Annotated in this window: 13 protein-coding genes; 7 read left to right on the forward strand and 6 right to left on the reverse strand. The window is 68.1% G+C overall.

Annotated elements, in window-relative coordinates; genetic code table 11:
- Positions 1-19: 19 nt before the first annotated feature.
- Positions 20-1876 (forward strand): S41 family peptidase, encoded by a 1857-nt coding sequence (locus AB0M15_RS26565; RefSeq protein ID WP_363824150.1) that lies wholly within the window; start codon positions 20-22, stop codon positions 1874-1876.
- A 35-nt stretch (positions 1877-1911) separates the two neighbouring features.
- On the opposite strand, the gene AB0M15_RS26570 is transcribed toward AB0M15_RS26565, so the two are convergent.
- A complete protein-coding gene (locus tag AB0M15_RS26570) occupies positions 1912-3141 on the reverse strand; it encodes a glycoside hydrolase family 6 protein (RefSeq protein WP_363824151.1) in 1230 nt (409 codons plus the stop codon).
- Between the two features lie 139 nt (positions 3142-3280).
- Here AB0M15_RS26570 and AB0M15_RS26575 point away from each other — a divergent pair, with 139 nt between their 5' ends.
- Positions 3281-3577 (forward strand): chorismate mutase, encoded by a 297-nt coding sequence (locus AB0M15_RS26575; RefSeq protein ID WP_363824152.1) that lies wholly within the window; start codon positions 3281-3283, stop codon positions 3575-3577.
- 59 nt (positions 3578-3636) lie between these two features.
- On the forward strand, positions 3637-3867 hold the full coding sequence (locus AB0M15_RS26580; RefSeq protein ID WP_363824406.1) for a hypothetical protein: 231 nt from the start codon (positions 3637-3639) through the stop codon (positions 3865-3867).
- Here AB0M15_RS26580 and AB0M15_RS26585 read toward each other — a convergent pair.
- Entirely contained in the window at positions 3816-4448 is a 633-nt protein-coding gene (locus tag AB0M15_RS26585) for a DUF2461 family protein (RefSeq protein WP_363824153.1), read from the reverse strand. The genes AB0M15_RS26580 and AB0M15_RS26585 overlap by 52 nt on opposite strands.
- Positions 4449-4554: 106 nt before the next feature.
- Between AB0M15_RS26585 and AB0M15_RS26590 the strand changes: the two genes are divergently transcribed.
- Complete coding sequence (locus tag AB0M15_RS26590) at positions 4555-5751, forward strand: hypothetical protein (RefSeq protein WP_363824154.1); 1197 nt, start codon at positions 4555-4557, stop codon at positions 5749-5751.
- A gap of 3 nt (positions 5752-5754) precedes the next feature.
- On the opposite strand, the gene AB0M15_RS26595 is transcribed toward AB0M15_RS26590, so the two are convergent.
- Positions 5755-7122 (reverse strand): serine/threonine-protein kinase, encoded by a 1368-nt coding sequence (locus AB0M15_RS26595; protein ID WP_363824155.1) that lies wholly within the window; start codon positions 7120-7122, stop codon positions 5755-5757.
- Positions 7123-7144: 22 nt separating this feature from the next.
- Here AB0M15_RS26595 and AB0M15_RS26600 point away from each other — a divergent pair, with 22 nt between their 5' ends.
- Positions 7145-7717, forward strand: coding sequence for a sigma-70 family RNA polymerase sigma factor (locus AB0M15_RS26600; RefSeq protein WP_344846919.1), 573 nt, complete (start codon positions 7145-7147; stop codon positions 7715-7717).
- On the opposite strand, the gene AB0M15_RS26605 is transcribed toward AB0M15_RS26600, so the two are convergent.
- From AB0M15_RS26605 to AB0M15_RS26615, 3 genes are all read right to left on the reverse strand, one after another.
- A complete protein-coding gene (locus AB0M15_RS26605; protein WP_363824156.1) occupies positions 7708-9237 on the reverse strand; it encodes a cytochrome b N-terminal domain-containing protein in 1530 nt (509 codons plus the stop codon). The two genes, AB0M15_RS26600 and AB0M15_RS26605, sit on opposite strands and share 10 nt — an antisense overlap.
- Before the next feature lie 158 nt (positions 9238-9395).
- Positions 9396-10040: a hypothetical protein gene (locus tag AB0M15_RS26610; RefSeq protein WP_363824157.1), complete on the reverse strand. Its 645-nt coding sequence runs from the start codon at positions 10038-10040 to the stop codon at positions 9396-9398.
- A 124-nt stretch (positions 10041-10164) separates the two neighbouring features.
- On the reverse strand, positions 10165-12336 hold the full coding sequence (locus AB0M15_RS26615) for an MMPL family transporter (protein WP_363824158.1): 2172 nt from the start codon (positions 12334-12336) through the stop codon (positions 10165-10167).
- Positions 12337-12678: 342 nt separating this feature from the next.
- On the opposite strand from AB0M15_RS26615, the gene AB0M15_RS26620 reads away from it, so the two are divergent.
- Complete coding sequence (locus AB0M15_RS26620; protein WP_363824159.1) at positions 12679-16026, forward strand: S8 family serine peptidase; 3348 nt, start codon at positions 12679-12681, stop codon at positions 16024-16026.
- A gap of 73 nt (positions 16027-16099) precedes the next feature.
- Complete coding sequence (locus AB0M15_RS26625) at positions 16100-16963, forward strand: alpha/beta fold hydrolase (RefSeq protein ID WP_363824160.1); 864 nt, start codon at positions 16100-16102, stop codon at positions 16961-16963.
- The last annotated feature ends 14 nt before the right edge of the window (positions 16964-16977 follow it).

Genomic DNA, 16977 nt, shown 5'->3' on the forward strand with positions numbered 1-16977 from the left:
GTTGGGGACCGTTCGCACGATGCCGCAGTTTCGGGGGCATATCGCGCGGGGGCCGTTGAGTGACGCGCAGCGTCGGGTCGTGCTGGATCAGGCGGAGATTCTGATCGGTGAGGTTTACGCCCATCTACCGCTCAAGCGGGCGATGCATGCGATCGATCCGCTGCAGGCGCTGCGGCTGCTGCGGCATCGGTTGGCCGATCTCAGCGAGACCGAGTTCCATGTGCAGTTGCAGCGGATCTTTCTCGGGCTGCACGACCTGCACACCAACTACATCCTGCCGTCGCGGTACGCCGGCTTCGCGTTCCTGGGGATCTTCCTCGAGCGCTGCGTGGACGACGGTCAGACGAAGTACCTGGTGACCAAGACGTTCGACCACATAGTCGGCGACCCGCAGCTCACCGCGGGAGTCGAGGTGACGCACTGGAACGGTACGCCGATCCAGCTCGCCGTCGAGGCGAACGCAGCCCGCGAGGCCGGCAGCAACAAGGCCGCCCAGCTCGCGCAAGGCCTGCAGAACATGACGTTGCGCTCGATCAACATGTCGCTGCCACCGGACGAGGACTGGATCGACGTCACCTACAAGGTCGGCGGGACGACCCACGAGACCCGGGTTCCCTGGCGGGTCTTCGAATCCGCCGAAGAAGTGACCACCCCCGGAACCCTGCCATCGCTGCCGACCGGAATCGGGGTCGAGGCACACCACCTGGTCGGTATGGACCTCCGCACCGAACTGGCGCGCCGAGTGAAGCGCCGGCTGTTCGCGCCGGCCTCCCTCAATCCGGCGCCCGTCGCCGCGAAGGCACGCGCCCGCAAGCCCCGCGCCGCCGCACCACTCGCGGCCGGCCCGGTCCCGACCAGCCGTCCCGACGAACTCAAGGCCCGCATCGTCGACACCCCGAGCGGCACCTTCGGACACCTGCGGATCTTCACCTTCCACATGCAGGACCAGGACATCGAGGGCTTCCTCAACGAGGTCGCCCGGCTGCTCTCCCTGCTTCCATCCGAGGGTCTGGTGCTCGATGTCCGCGGCAACGGTGGCGGCTACGTGATCGCAGCGGAGTATCTGTTGCAGTTCTTCAGCCCAGGCCGGATCACGCCGGAGCCGTTCCAGTTCGTGAGCACACCTGGTACGACCGGACTGTCCACGACAGTGCCTGACTACCAGGCTTGGAAGGCGTTGCTGGAGGAATCGGTGAGCACCGGTTCGGCGTACTCCACCGCCTTGTCGCTCTACCCGATCGACGTCGTCAACAGCACCGGACAGCTCTATCAGGGGCCGGTCGTGCTGGTGACCGATGCGCAGTGCTACAGCGCCTGCGACATCTTCGCCGCCGGTTTCCAGGACCATGAGATCGGGCCTGTACTCGGTGTCGAGGGCAACACCGGCGCGGGCGGCGCCAACGTCGTCACGCACGAGGAACTCCGGACCGAATGGACCGACGGCCAGCTCAAGCAACTCCCCAAGGGAGTGCAGATGCGGGTGGCGCTACGTCGCTCGCTGCGGGTCGGCACGCGGATCGGCCAGCCGTTGGAGGACCTCGGCGTAGTACCCGACGAGATCCACGAACTCACCAAGCGCGACCTCATCGAGGAGAACGCGGACCTGATGGCCGCCGCGGGCGTCCTGCTGGCTGAGCGGCAACCGCGCCTGCTGCGCTTCACGTCTGCCGCGGCGGGCGCCAAGAAGCGCAAGCTCACCATCACCACGGGATCCGTCAGCAGTGTCGACGTGTACGTCAACGGCCGACCGGTCGCCACGAGCGCCACCACCGACGGCGACATCCAGCTCACCGTCCCTGGCGCCGCCGGCGACGTCATCCGAATCGAAGGCTACGACGCCGGCAAACTGGTCGCCGCCAGCCAACAGGAGGGGTAGCTACCACTCGATCGGACCCAGCCAGCCGAGTCGTGCTAGTGGCCGAGGAGCTTCATGGCGATGGCTGGACTGAAGTCGCCGGCTTCGCTGCCGGCGCCGATACCGCAGTCGCCGTCGGATTCGCCCGGCGGCTTGACCCAGAGCTGCAGGTCCAGGCCGGTAGCACCGCCGGTACGAGGTGTGACGCCGACCCGCTGGCCGGTCGGGTTGCACCAGTCGTCGCCGTTCAGGGGGTTGCCGTTGCGGCTGGTGTCGATGACGAAGTGCTTGGATGAGCCGAGGGCCGCGTTGACCGCGTTCGCGTAGCTGACGTTGCGGGCGGTGGACTGGAAGTTAGACACGTTCAGCGAGAACCCACGGGCGTTGGCGATACCGGCGGCCTTGAGCCACTTGGCCATCGTGCCGGCGGGCGTCCAGTCGTCGTGGCCGGCGTCCAGATACGTCCAGGTGTTCGGCGCCGACGATCGCAGTTGATCGACCGCATAGCTGAACAGCGACAACCGGGTGGTCTGCGCCGACGAGCTCAGGCAGTCCAGCTGAGGCAACGCATCCGGCTCCAGGATCACGACGGCGGGATTCTTGCCGATCGCCGCGGCCATCGAGTCGATCCACGACCGGTACGCCGAGGCGCTCGAAGCACCCTCACCGCCCCCGCAACCACGCTGCGGAATATGGTAGAAGACGAGCACCGGCAGCTTCCCCGCTCGCGACGCTCCTACGACGTACGCCTTGGCGTCGGACACATCCGCGCCATCGCCGTTGAACCAGCGTGCGAGCGGGCGATCGGCGATCCCCGCCTTGATCGACGCCCGCCGCGCGTCACCACTGTGCTCGCTGACCCAGTACACCGGCTGGGACTGCGGGTCGACGTACAAGCCGTCGGTCTGCGAGAGCGGATTGCCCTGCTGCGGCACCACCACAGGCTTCACCACCGGCTTGGTAGTGGGCTTCTTGGTCGGCTTGGCCGAGGGCTTCACCGTGGTTTTCGTCGAAGGCTTCACCGACGCGGGGCTGGACGGCTTGCGGACCGGTACAGTCGACGACCTCGCAGGCTGAGTGGTCGACGGCCTGCCGACCGAGGGCTTCGTACTGGCTCCAGCGGCCGCCTGGTCGGCGATCTCGTTCACCGCGGTCGGCTTCGCCCCTGCGGAATGGTCCGAGTCACCGCGTCTCGCCAGTGCCACCGTCGTTCCCGCGGCGGCGATCGCGCAGGCCGCGACAACCGCGACCACTACCCTGGACCGCCGTGTGTATGGCAGCCGCATCTCATCTCCAAGCTCGATTCACGCGGCTTTCCCCGCGACAGCGACGAACACTAGTTGATAACGACCAGATAACAAACCCCTGGAAGTGGCGCAGCTATAGCTTCCGGTTATGAGTGCGGCTCTGTGCCAGAGTGGTGCGGTGACTGAACTGGATGTGACTGCTGAACTCGGCCGGCTGCGTGGCACGATCGACAACATCGATGCAGCGTTGGTGCATCTGCTCGCTGAGCGGTTCAAATGCACTCAGCAGGTGGGGGCACTGAAGGCCCGGAGTGGGTTGCCGGCAGCCGACAAGTCGCGGGAGGAGCGGCAGATCACCCGGCTTCGATCACTGGCGACCGATGCGGGGCTGGACCCGGTGTTCGCCGAGAAGTTCCTGAACTTCATCATCGCCGAGGTGATCATGCACCACGAACGAATCGCCGAGGCACACTGATCGAGCCGGGCGGTTGAGTCGCAGCAGCTGCTGATTCACACGCTAGCTTTGTACCGGTCCTGGGCCGGCAACGCGACTGGTTCCCCGCCTTCTACACCCGCTCGAGCGGGCTACGGATCCCCCACCGCGTCGACGACGAACAGACAGTCTGCACCGCAAGCACCACTGCGGGCATCACCGGGCCGCCGTCACCCCCTACGTCCTGGCCCAGATCGAGCAACGAGTCGTCGCAGCGACATCAAGCTAGGGACACGTGGTTGACCAGCCAGCGAGTCAGCGGGCGTAGCTGACTGAAGGTGTCGTGCACCCGGTCAACCGCAGCCTCTGTATGGATCCAGCCGTCGCAACCAAGATGACGGCCTGCGATAAGGGTCCTGTGCCGCAGCAACTGCGCTCGCGGATGATCGGCCGGATAACCCCGCAGCGGCCGCTTCAACAGATCGCCCGAGATCTCATACCCCTGCCGCTCAAGCTTCCGGACGATGGCCACGAACCGCGGCCCAGACGTCGAGTCGGCCACCGCGCTCCGGTACCGCTCAATCTGCTCCGACGGCGCGTACCACCAAGCCGCGCTGATCCCCAGCCCGTCCAGATCGAAGCGCAGCGACAGCTCGACGTTCCGCCCCAGCCGCACAATCGCCCCCTGCCGCTGCCACGCCTCCAACATCACCCCGCCGTACCGCCAAACCGCAAAGTCCTCGTACTCGGCATCCCGATCAGCCACCGCACTCAGCAGGTCGACCATCGGCCGCCGAACCAGCTCCTCCCGGTCCCGCCGACACCGTTCCCTAACCTCAACCGACGGCACCCCATCGAGCTCGAGCAGCACATCGAAGGCGGCGCTCGGCCACCCCGCGAATTCACCGGTCACAAGCCGGAGCCTACGCAGGCTTTTCCCGACCTCGTGAACCGATCGTGTCGGCCGGCCATCAAAGCCCTCTGTTACGACAAACTGTGGACTTACTCGGAGGGGCATTATGAAGCGGAATATCAAGCTCGCGGGGCTGGTGGCCGGGGTTTCGGTGGGGGCTGTGGTGGCGGGGATCGTGGTTGCCGCGCAGCAGACGCCGACGTTGGCGTCGGCCTCCGGGGACGGGAGTCTCAGGCCGATCGACAGCGTGACCAAGCCGGTGACGAAGCCGTCCACGCCGACGAGCCGGCCGTCGGGGGCGCCCTCGACCAAGCCGAGCGAGCCGGCCGAGCCGTCGGGAGCCGTCAAGCAGACGATCGACCTCACCAAGCTCAAGCAGGGCGCCGCACCGGCCACGTCGTACGTCGACGGCCGGACCGTGCACGTCGGTGGTACCAAGTTCACCCTGCCCGCCTCGGACGGACCGGTCTGGGATGTTGCGCGGACAGGTACGGGCGCGCTTGTGCTGCACCGGCCGAAGGAGAACGGCAACGCGGTGCTCACCACCTGGACCAACGGCTCCCGTGGTGAATCCGTCAACGACGTCACGACGGTTGCCTCCTCGGCCGACCAGGCGAGTAGCGCCTACGGCGTCCAGCCGACCAACGCCGACGGCACCGCGCTGCCCCGGTTCACGCTGACCTGGCGCGACAACCCCAGCGGCGAGAAGTACTCGTTGCAGGTCAACGGCCAGCACGAACCGATGGTGCTCGCGGTCCAGGGCAGCGAGGTCTATTTCAGCGCGTCGAACAAGAGCGAGAAGCAGAGCCTCTACAAGTGGACGGCCGGCGACGACGCGGCGAAGCCCGTCACCGCCGTACCGGATCCGTCCGCGGTATCGCCGAACCTCAAGCTCGCGGCGTCGATCGTTTCGACGACCGACGACGGCAGTTGCACCGCACTGATCGATCTCGCGACGGCCAGGAAGAGCTGGGCCACCTGCGAATACGCGGTGGACGAGCTCTACGCCAACGGCGCCTACGCGCTCGGCGGACCGGCCTATCGGGACGGGTACGGCGACGGCCTGTTCGCCGCGATCGACGTGCGGACCGGCCACGCCGTGCGCGAGTGGTCCGGTGGTTCCGCGGTCGCGATCATCTCCAGCGTGATGGAGGACGCCAACCACATCCTGGTGCTGGCCGAGCAGGGCGGCAAGACCGCCATCGCCCGCTGCACTCCGCAGACCGGCGCCTGCGAGCTCGCCACCCCGCTGAAGAAGGGCACCGGCGACGAGGACAACCGGCCGTACCAGCTAGGCCACTGAGCTCTATTTCTTGGGGTTGTAGGCCAGCGAGTCGAGCACTCGCTCGGCCTGCGCCCCGTCCTCGGCGCGCACCTGGATCCGTACCAGCGCGCCGTCGATCTGCTGCACCCGCTCGAACGTCGTCATCCCGGCCGGGCAGCCGACGTACTTCGCCGTCGCGATGAACGGCTTGTCGGACCGCTCCGCCGACTCCGCGCAGCCCGCCGGACCAGGCAAAGCAGCCGACGACGGCAGCTCCCCCGGTGGCAGCACTCCCGCGAAGACCCCCGACACCCTCGCATCGGACTTGCTCCAGTTGCTGTTGTCGCCACTCACCAACAGACCGGGCAGCGGACTCGTCGCCCCCTGCGGCTGCCAGCCGTCGCCGGAACGGGTGCGCGCCCACTCCCGAGGAAGCTCAACCGACAGGACCTGCTGTTGATCCACGACCCGCACCCGCTGGCGTTGCACGCCGTACTGCCAGCCCAGATAACCCCCGGTACCACCCAGCAGCGCGGCCGCGATGGTTGCCGCCACCCACGGATTGAGCGAGAGGCGACGGCGAGTGGGGACAACCTCCAGCGCAGCAGCCGTCCGCAGCGCCTCGGCGAACGACTGAACATCCGGCCAGCGCTGCTCGCGATCCTGGCTCAGCCCACGCCGGATCACCTCGTCCACCTCAGCCGGTACATCGTCGCGAACCGTCCGCAACGAGTCCGGTGGCCCGGCGACAGTCAGGACCGCCGCCAGAGTCGTCGCACCGTACGGCGGCTTGCCGGCCAGCGCGGCGTACGTGACGGCAGCCAACGCATACAGATCAGCTCGCGGGTCGAGTACATCGCCGCGCACCTGCTCGGGCGCGACGTACGCCGGAGTCCCACTCGGCATCGTCACCCGCGACACCGCTTCGAGCGACTTGCCCAGACCCAGATCGCCGAGCATCGCCCGCTCGCCGGTCGGCGTACTGCGGAACAGCACGTTCTCCGGCTTCACGTCCCGATGCAGGACACCTCGATTGTGCAACTCCTGCAGCCCGGCGCTGACGTTCGAGATCACCTCCACCGCGTCGGCCAGCGGAAGGGGGCCGGTCTTGATCCGGTCGGCCAGCGATCCACGGTCGGCGTACGTCAGCACCAGGAAAGGCCGGTCGTCATCGGTGGTACCGATGTCGTGCACGCCGACGACGTACGGCGACTCGACCTTGCGCAGGAAGCGCCCCTCCTCGACGAACCGGCGGCGTACGTCGAGATCGTCGACCCAGTGCTCGGCCAGCACCTTCACCGCGACCTCGGCGTCGAGCTCTTCGTCGCGGACCAGCCAGACAGCAGCGAATCCACCACTGCCGAGCCGCCGGATCACGGCGTACCGGCCAAAATGAGAGGGCTGAACCATGCGAGTCATTATCCTCAAGCCCATGGTCACCGACGCGGACGCGCTCGACGAACTGGCGCGGCGCGCTGCTCAGGACCCGGCGTTGCTGGACGAGCTGATCCGGCAGGTGCAGCCGCAGGTGATGCGGATCTGCCAGCGGGTACTGCCGTTTCGGGCGGACGCCGAGGACGCCTGTCAGGACGCGCTGCTGTCGATCGCCACGAAACTCGGCACCTTCAACGGCCGGAGCCGGTTCAGCACCTGGGTCCACGTGGTGGCGTCGAACGCGGCCCGCGAGACCTACCGGCGGCTGAAGCGCCGCGCCGTCGAGAACACCGCGGCCTGGCAGGACGACGATCGCCCCGCCCGGTACGACCGTCCCGACCCGCGCACGACCAGCGTCGTCGCCGGCACCAGGCTGGATCTGCTCGACGCGCTCGAGCAGCTGGAGATCGACCTGCCCGAGACGGTCACGGCCGTGGTACTACGCGACATCTACGAGCTCAGCTACGACGAGATCGCCGAGCAGGTCGGTATCCCGGTGGGCACGGTGAAGTCGCGGATCAGCCGTGCCCGCGTCTCGCTCAAGGCCCACCTTCTCCCCCGTCAGGACTGATCCGGGCCTGACCCGACGGCGGCCTTCGAAGGGGCCGGAGGCAACGAGTTGTCCTCCGGCGCCGGAGTCAGCCGGTCCTGGTCGAACAAGTTCGCCAGCCGGATCTGCAGCCGTCGTGCCGCGGAGTACTGAGGAGCAAGCGGTACTGCCGGGACGCGGACGAAGCCGGCCAGGCGATAGCGCCGGTACGCATCGACCGGGCGGTGGTCCTCGACGTACCCGCCGTTCGGCAACCGGACGATCCGGCCGCTCTCGGTTCCCTCCACGGCAACGTCCAAGTCGTGTTCCTGCAGCCCGACGCAGATGCGACGAGTCAGGACAAGCGCGGCCGGCGGACCGACGATCACGAGCGCCTGCAACAGGTGGATGATCCAGTTGAACGACGTGTGGAACATGACGGCCATCGTGTCGGCACCGGCGGCGGCCCACAGGGTGCCGTAGAAGACGATGCCGGCGACGCCGATGCCGGTCCGGGTCGGGTTGTTGCGGGGCCGGTCGAGCAGGTTCTGATCCGCCTTGTCGCCGACGATCCAGTCCTCGATGAAGGGGTAGACGGCGAAGAGCACCAGGAACAGGCTGCAGACCACGACCGGTACCAGGATGGCGAGCGTCAGGGTCCGGCCCCAGACCTCGACCTCCCAGCCCGGCATCAGCCTGAGGCCGCCGTCCACGAAGGCGAGGTACCACGCCGGGCCGATTCCGGCCGAGGCGTTCGCCGGGTCGGCCGGGCCGTACATCCAGATCGGGTTGATGGTCGCCGTGACACCCATCACCAGCGAGACGCCCACCACGAAGCAGAACAGTCCGGCACCCTTGACCGCGGCCACCGCCCCCGAGTGCCCGACGATGTTGTCGTTCGTGCGGCCCGGTCCGGGGTACTGCGCGGGTCCGTGCTTCAGCCCGAGCACCGCGGCAGCGATGAAGAGGACGACGAGCAGGGCGGGCAGGACGTACACGTGCAACGGATAGAACAGCCTGAGCACGTCACCCGGGAACTGTCCGTTGAACAGAATGGCCGAGATGTCCGAGCCGATGAACGGGATCGACTTCACCACACCGTCGATGACCGAGAGGCTCGACCCCGACAGCATGTCGTCCGGGAGCGACGTACCGGTCTGGGCCGCGCCCAGCGTGATCAGGAACAGTCCGAAGACGACCAGCCAGCTCAGCCGCCGCGGCCGGCGGAAGCCGCCGGTGAAGAACAGCCGCAGCAACTGCAGCATGATCGCTGCGACCATCAGCAACGACGCCCAGTGGTGGACCTGGCGCACCAGCAGTCCGGCGCGCATCTCGAAGCTGATCTTCAGCGTCGAGTCGAGCGCCCGCGACATCGACACACCGCGCAGAGGCGAGTACGGGCCGTCGTAGACGACATGCTCGATCGACGGATCGTAGGGAACCATCAGGACCAGACCGCTGACCATCACCACGATGAAGCTGTAGAAGGCGATCTGGCCGAACAACAGCGACCAGTGGTCGGGGAACACTCTCCCCCGCAGCTTGCTCAACGAGCGGTGCATCAACCTGGGTCCTCTCGCCATCACGGTCCGGCCGCGAACCGGGCTCATACATACGACCGATCAGCGCCCCGATTCGTGACATCGCGGGCCGCCGGGAGTAAAGCTGTGAAGGCCGAGCGCAGAAATGAGGGGACATGACAACTCTTCAGAACACAGAGCTACAGCACCGTTGCGAGCTGCTCCGGTCGCTGCATCGTCCGGGTACACCCCTCCTGCTCCCGAATGTCTGGGACGCGGCGACGCAGGAAGGTCTGCTCGATCTGGGTGGCGAGCGGCGCCGCGTCCGGGAGCTGATAACCGCCGGCGAGCTCGGCCGGTGTCAGGCCCCGGGGAAGCTCGAGCAGCGCGAGCGGATTGCCCCGGGACTCCGCGATGATCCGGTCCCGGATCTTCTCGTCCAGGCGTCCTGGCCAGGCCGCGTCGAGGAGCTCACGGGCATCGCTGCACCTGAGCCCGCTGACCACCAGTTCCGGCAACCCGGCGAGCTCCCGCACCTCACTGGGCTGCCGGGTCGCGACCACCAGCCCGATCGGCTCGGCCAGCAGCCGCCTGGCGACGAAAGCGATCGTCAGGAGCGACTCCCGGTCGAGCCATTGAGCGTCGTCGATGATGCACAGCAGGGGCTGCTCCTCCGCCGCCTCGGCGAGCAGCGCCAAGGTGGCCAGCCCGACGACGAACCGGTCCGCGGGTCCTTGGGTGCTGAGCCCGAACGCGGTGTCGAGCGCATCCCGTTGCGGCCCGGCAGACGGACGCGTTGCCCAGCGTGTGCCCCAGCAAGGCCGACTTGCCGATGTCGGGGTCACCACGCAGGACCAGGACCTGGCTCTGGCCGGCTCGGACAGTGTCCAGGAGCCGGTCCAGGAACCGCGACTCAGTGTGTCGACCCAGTAACCCGTACCGCGGATGCTCAGTCGACATGACAGGACGCTACAACGCCCTCCCACCGCTGCCAATGCGCTCCTTTTCTGCCCGTACTCCGGACTCGCCCGGCGCCGGTGACGGCGCCGACTTCTGGTCCTGGCGGCCCGGCCACCAGGCGGCGTGACCGATCAGGGCGGTCAGGGCCGGGGTGAAGAACATGGCCATCACGAACGCGGCGACGACGATGCCGAAGGAGACCGCGAAGCCCATCTCGGTCAGCAACGAGTTGCCGGCCAGCATCAGGGTGGCGAACGTCGCCGCCAGGATGAACCCGGCCGCGGCCACCGTCGGACCGGCGTGCCGGACCGCCATACTGGCTGCCTCACGCGGCTCGCGGCCCTCGCGCGCCTCCTCGCGGAGCCGGGAGATCATCAGGATGTTGTAGTCGGTGCCGATGGCAACCACGAACAGGTACATGATCACCGGCAGCATGAACATCAGCCCCGAGTGGCCCTGTCCCTTCTGGAAGATCAGCACGGTGGCGCCGAGCGTGGCGGCGAAGCCGAGCCCGACCGAGGCCATCAGGTACCAGGGCGCCACGATGCTGCGCAGCAGCAGGCCGAGGATGACCATGATCAACAGCGCGGCGAGCGGGAACACCGTGCGGTAGTCGTGGTTCACCGCCGCGTTGATGTCCTTGAAGATCGAGGTCATCCCGCCCACGAGCGCCTTCGTGCCGGGCGGCGCCTCGGCATGCGCGACGTTGCGGACATCGCCGATCACGTCGAGCGCCGCGTCGGTGGCCGATCCGTACTTCAGCGTGACGGTGATGTTGGCCGTCTTGCCGTCCTTGCTCAGCGCGGCCGGCGAGACATCCGCGACCCCCGGCACCGCGCCGAGCTTCTTCTCGTACGCCGGAAGCGCACCCTGATCGATTGCGCTACCCGAGGTGACGAGCACCGAGGTCGGCTCCGCGGCGCCGGCCGAATACGAGCTCTGCATCTCGGACTGGACGACCATCGACTCCTTGGTCTCCGGCATCGAGCCGGCCGCCAGGTCGAAGGTGGCCTTGAACCCGAGCGTGCCGAGCGCCAGCGCGACCATGATCACGCCGGAGACAGCGGCGTACAGACCCGGACGGCGCTGCACGCCACGGCCGAGGGCCGCGAAGCGCGCGTTCGTGGGCTCCTTGCGCCACGACGCCTTCGACGGCCAGAAGAGCGCCTTCGGCGGGATCAGCGAGCAGACCGCCGGGAAGAGCGTCAGCGCGGCGATCAGGGTCACGGCGACGCTGATGGCGAGCGCGGGGCCCATCTGCTTGAGGAAGCCGAGCGTCGACAGCAGCAGCGCGAGGAAGGAGATCATGACCGCACCGGCTGCCGAGGCGATCGCCTCGCCCACCCGGCCGACCGCGTTGATCATCGCCTGCTTGGGCTCGTCGCCGGCCCGCAGCCGCTCGCGGTAGCGGAACATCAGGAACAGGTAGTAGTCGGTGCCGACGCCGAGCAGGACGACGATCAACAGCGCCGAGATCGAACTGTTCGCCTCCAGCCCGAAGAGCTTGGAAGCGTCGGCGATCAGCGCGTTGGCCGTCGTGGACACCAGCGCGAGCAGGACGACCAGCGGCAGTACCGCGAGGATCGGCGAGCGGAAGATGATCAGCAGCGTGAGCAGGATGATCACGAAGGTACCGACGAAGGTCAGCACGTTGGCGCGGTTGGACGACTCCTGCTGGTCCAGCCCCTGCGCCGCCGAGCCACCGAGCTTGGCCTCCAGTTGGGTGCCCTTGGTGAGTTCCTTGGCGTCGTTGCGCAGCGCCTTCGCGGCGTCCATCTGCTTCGGCTGGCCGGCCGTCTCGTCGTTCATCGAGACCAGGCCCATGACGTACTTGCCGTCCTTGGACGGCGGGCCGGGCACGACCTGCTCGACCTGGTCGATCTTCTTGGCGCCGAGCTGGGTGGTGATCCCGGCCGCGGCCTTCAGGTCCTCCGGGGTGAGCTTGCCGCCGTCGGCGCGCTGGTACAGGACGATCGCGGACGGCGTGAAGCTGCTGGGGAAGGCACTTTGCTGCAGCTCGGCGGCCTGGATCGACTCGTAGCTCTTGGGCAGGAAGCTGCTCTCGTCGCTGCTGGACGGCAGGCTCGGCGCGGTGGCGACGACCGCTGCCGCGACGAACACCCACGCCAGGATCGTCCAGATGGGATGACGGACGACGGCGCGTCCGATGCGATGGAACATGTCGGTCTGCCTCCAGGCAGGAAGTGGTTGCGGGGATCGTGCTGGACCACTATCACCAACCCCGCTGACACCGCGCTGACACGACGCGCCAGCCTCCAGTCAGTTGCTGGAGTCAAGCGTTCGGGTGATACCAGTAGGGCCTGAGGTCTACCCGAGGGGTGAGGTTGAGGCATAGCCTCGGCTCAGGCGGGCGCCAGAGGGGGTTGCCTGCCGGTACGCCGGTACCCGGGGGGGATCGGTCACAGGACTGAGGGTTTGTCAGCGTCGTTCCTGGGGGTCAGCCTGAGGTCTGCGTGCCAGCTCCTCCGCTGACGGCGTCATCTGCCTTCACGGGAGGCCCACATGAGGTCCAGAACCCGGACCCGCAGCAACCGACGCTCCACCATCGCCGGCCTGTCCGCCGGCCTGCTGATCGCCGCCACACTGCCCGCGTTGAGCGCGGAGGCGGCCACCCCCGACCCCAGCGGCCGGACCTGGACCGCGACGCCACTGACGCTCGCCGGTACGGTCAACGGCGCCAAGTCGCCCAGTGGCCAGCTCGCCAAGAGCGACCCGGCGCTCGTCAACAGCACCTCGGCCAAGCAGGTCCGAGTGGTCGTCAAGCTCGACTACGACTCGCTGGCGGCGTACCGGGGCGGACTCGCCGGCCTGCCCGGTACCAGCCCGTCGGTCACCGGCAAGCGCCTCGACCCCAAGAGCGCGAACGCGACGAAGTACCTCAAGCACGTGACTGCCGTCGAGGACACCTTCCTCGCCGCGATGCGGGCCAAGGTCCCGAGCGCGACGGCCGGCCAGAAACTGCGGACCGTCTACGGCGGCATGGCGCTGAGCGTGCAGGCGAACAAGGCCCGCGATCTGCTGAAGCTGCCCGGCGTGGCAGCGGTCCAGCAGGACGACCCGCAGCAGCTGCTCACCGACTCCAGCGGCGCCTTCATCGGCGCCCCGACGATCTACAACCAGCTCGGTGGCTCGGCCAACTCCGGCAAGGGCATCATCGTCGGCATCCTGGACAGCGGCGCCTGGCCCGAGCACCCGTCGTTCGCCGATCCCGGCAACCTGCCGGCCGCACCGGCGACCACCGACGGCACGCCCCGGGTGTGCGACTTCGGCGACAACCCGCTGACACCGGCGAGCGACCCGTTCGTCTGCACCAACAAGCTGATCGGCGGGCGGCCGTTCCTCGACACCTACAACGCGGTGATCGGCGGCGACGTCTACCCCGACTCCGCGCGTGACTCGAACGGTCACGGCACCCACACCGCCACCACGTCGGCCGGCGGAGCGGTTGCGCACGCCAACCCGCTGGGCATCGACCGGGGCGCGCTCCTCGGTATCGCCCCAGCGGCGAGCGTCTCGGTGTACAAGGTCTGCGGCGCCGAGGGTTGCTTCCCGAGCGACTCGGCAGCGGCCGTCGCGCGAGCCATTCTCGACGGCGTCCGGGTGATCAACTTCTCGATCTCCGGCGGCAGCGACCCGTACTCCGACCCGGTCGAACTCGCGTTCCTGGACGCGTACGCGGCCGGTGTGTTCGTCGCCGCCTCGGCCGGCAACTCCGGCCCGGGTGCGAACACGACCGACCACCGCAGCCCGTGGGTCACCACGGTCGCGGCCTCCACCCAGAGCCGTACCTTCCGCTCGACCGTCACGCTGACGGGCGGTGGCGTCACCGGCACGGTCTCCGGCGCCTCGATCACCGGAGGCATCAGTACGCCGGCCCCGGTCGTCCTCGCGTCCGCGCCGCCGTACAACGACGCGACGTGCAACCACCCGGCGCCGCCAGGCATCTTCGCGGGCAAGATCGTCGCCTGCCAGTTCACGGCCGGCCGGGTGATGAAGGGCTTCAACATCCTGCAGGGCGGCGCAGTCGGCATGCTGATGTACAACTCCGATCCGTTCGACGTGTTCACCGACAACCACTGGCTCCCGGCTGTCCAGCTGGAGAAGCCCGACGCCGACGCGCTGCTGGCCTTCCTCGCGGCGCATCCCGGTACGACCGCCAAGTTCACGCAAGGCACCAAGACCACCTGGCAGGGCGACGTGATGACGTACTTCTCGTCGCGCGGACCCGGTGGTGACTTCCTCAAGCCCGACGTCACCGCACCCGGCCTGCACATCCTGGCCGGCTTGACGCCGACGCCCGAGGGCCCGGCCGAAGGACCGCCCGGCAACCTCTACCAGGCGATCGCCGGTACTTCGATGTCCTCACCGCACGTGGCCGGCGCGGCCGCGCTGGTCTTCGCCCTGCACCCGTCGTGGACGCCGGGCCAGGTCAAGTCCGCGCTGGAGACGACTGGCAAGACGACGGTCAAGAAGCCGGACCGCGTCACCCAGGCCGACCCGTTCGACTACGGCGGCGGCCGGATCGACCTCACCAAGGCCGGCGACCCCGGTCTGACGATGGACGAGACGGCGGCGAACTACGCGGCCTCGGCCGCCGACCCGCTGAACCGGATCGACCTCAACCTGCCGTCGGTGAACGCGCCGACCATGCCGGGCCTGATCACCGCCGAGCGGACGGTCAAGAACGTCACCAACCAGACGCTCAACTTCACTGCCGGCGGTACCACGGTCAGCGGCGCGAACATCACCGTGCTGCCGGGCGGGTTCTCGGTGAAGCCCGGCAAGACACAGAAGCTGACCATCGCCATCACCGCACCCGACCTGCCCGACGGCCAGTACTTCGGTCAGGTCAACCTCAAGCAGGTCGGCGGCGGCAGCCGGGCCTTGCACCTACCGGTCGCGTTCTTCCGCCAGGAAGGCATCGTGCCGATCGACCAGACCTGCACGCCGTCGAGCATCCCGCGGAACACCGGGGCGTCGACCTGCTCTGTGACCGTGCAGAACAACAGCCTGCAGACGACGGACGTCACCGCACTCAGCACCTTGAGTTCGCAGCTGCGGCTGAACAGCGTCACGGGCGCGACCAAGGTCGGTACCCAGATCGCGACCAAGACCGCGACCCTGGCCGGGCGTCAGCCTGACCAGCCGGTGATCGCACCAGGTGTGTCTCCGGCGGGGTACCTGCCACTCGATCTCTTCGGCATCACGCCGATCCCGATCGGGGACGAGCAGGCGCTGAACTTCAACGTCGGCGCGTTCCAGTTCGCCGGGCAGAGCTACACCCGGATCGGCGTGACCTCGGACGGCTACTCGGTCGCGGGCGGCACGACCTCCGGCGACGACGTCCAGTTCCTCCCGCAGACGCTGCCCGACCCGGCTCGGCCGAACAACGTGCTCGCGCCGTTCTGGACCGACCTCAACGGTGACGGAGCACCGGGCATCTACGCCGGCAACCTGACCGACGGGGTGAACAACTGGCTGGTCATCGAGTGGCGGGAGTTCCTCTTCGGGACCAACCAGCTGAAGGTGTTCCAGCAGTGGATCGGCACCAACGGCGCCGAGGACATCTCGTTCACCTACGACCCCGGCAACCTGCCGGGCGACCCGGGTCCGGCGTACGGCCTGACGGTCGGCGCCGAGAACGCCGAAGGAAACGCCGGCAGCCAGATCACCGGCCCGCCGGTCGTGGACTACCGCGTCACCAGTACGCCGGGCGCGCCCGGTGGCTCGATGACGTACTCGATGAACATCAAGGGTGTGCAGAAGGGAACCGGAACCGTGACCACCGGAACCTCCACGCCACTCGTCAAGGGCCTCACCATCGAGGTCGACAAGATCACCGTCGACTAGCGCGCTGAGAGAGGTCCGGGCCAGGTCGGCCCGGACCTCTTTCGCTGTGGTCGCGCATGTCTAGGATGCAGTCATGGAGCGGCTCGAACTTGCTGACGGACGGGTTGTCGAGTACCTGGTCGAAGGACCCGCCGGTGCCCGGCCCTTGGTGATGCACCACGGCACGCCTGGGGTGGCGATGGCCTTGGAGCCGGTGATCGAGGCCGCTGCTCGCCACGGTCTGCGATTCGTCACTCATAGTCGACCGGGCTATGACGGCAGCACCCCTCAGCCGGGTCGCCGAGTCGCTGATGTCGCGGACGACGTCAGCGCGCTCCTCGACGCCGTCGGAGCGGACGACTTCGTCACCATCGGATGGTCGGGCGGCGGTCCCCACGCACTGGCCTGCGCTGCCCTGCTGCCGGACAGGTGCCGGGCCGCGGCGATCATCGCCGGCGTCGCACCGTACGACGCGGAAGGTCTCGACTGGCTGGCCGGCATGGGCGACGAGAACGTCGCCGAGTTCGGAGCGGCGGCGACCAGCGAGGACGCGCTGGACGGATTCCTTACCGAGGCGAGGGCCCAGCTGAAAGACGTCCAGCCCGACGAAGTCATCGCCGCCTTCGGCGACCTGGTCCCCGCAGTCGATCAAGCTGCCCTGCGCGGCGGCCTCGCCGGCTACGTGGCCGCCGCCTTTCGTGGCGCCGTCTCCCGCGGGTACGAGGGCTGGCGCGACGACGATCTCGCGTTTCTCGCCGACTGGGGCGTCGATCTGGCGAGCATCCGGGTTCCGGTCTCCATCTGGCAAGGCGACCTGGATCGGATGGTGCCGCGCGACCACGGTCGCTGGCTCGGCGAGCACATCGACGGCGCGACCACCCAACTGGTGCCGGGCGAAGGTCACTTGTCGTTGATCAGCAACATCGACTCCATCGTGGCCGGGCTCGCCTCAGCCTGACCCCGTGGCCGGTA

It is taken from the genome of Kribbella sp. NPDC051718, assembly GCF_040681515.1.
Lineage (GTDB): Bacteria > Actinomycetota > Actinomycetes > Propionibacteriales > Kribbellaceae > Kribbella.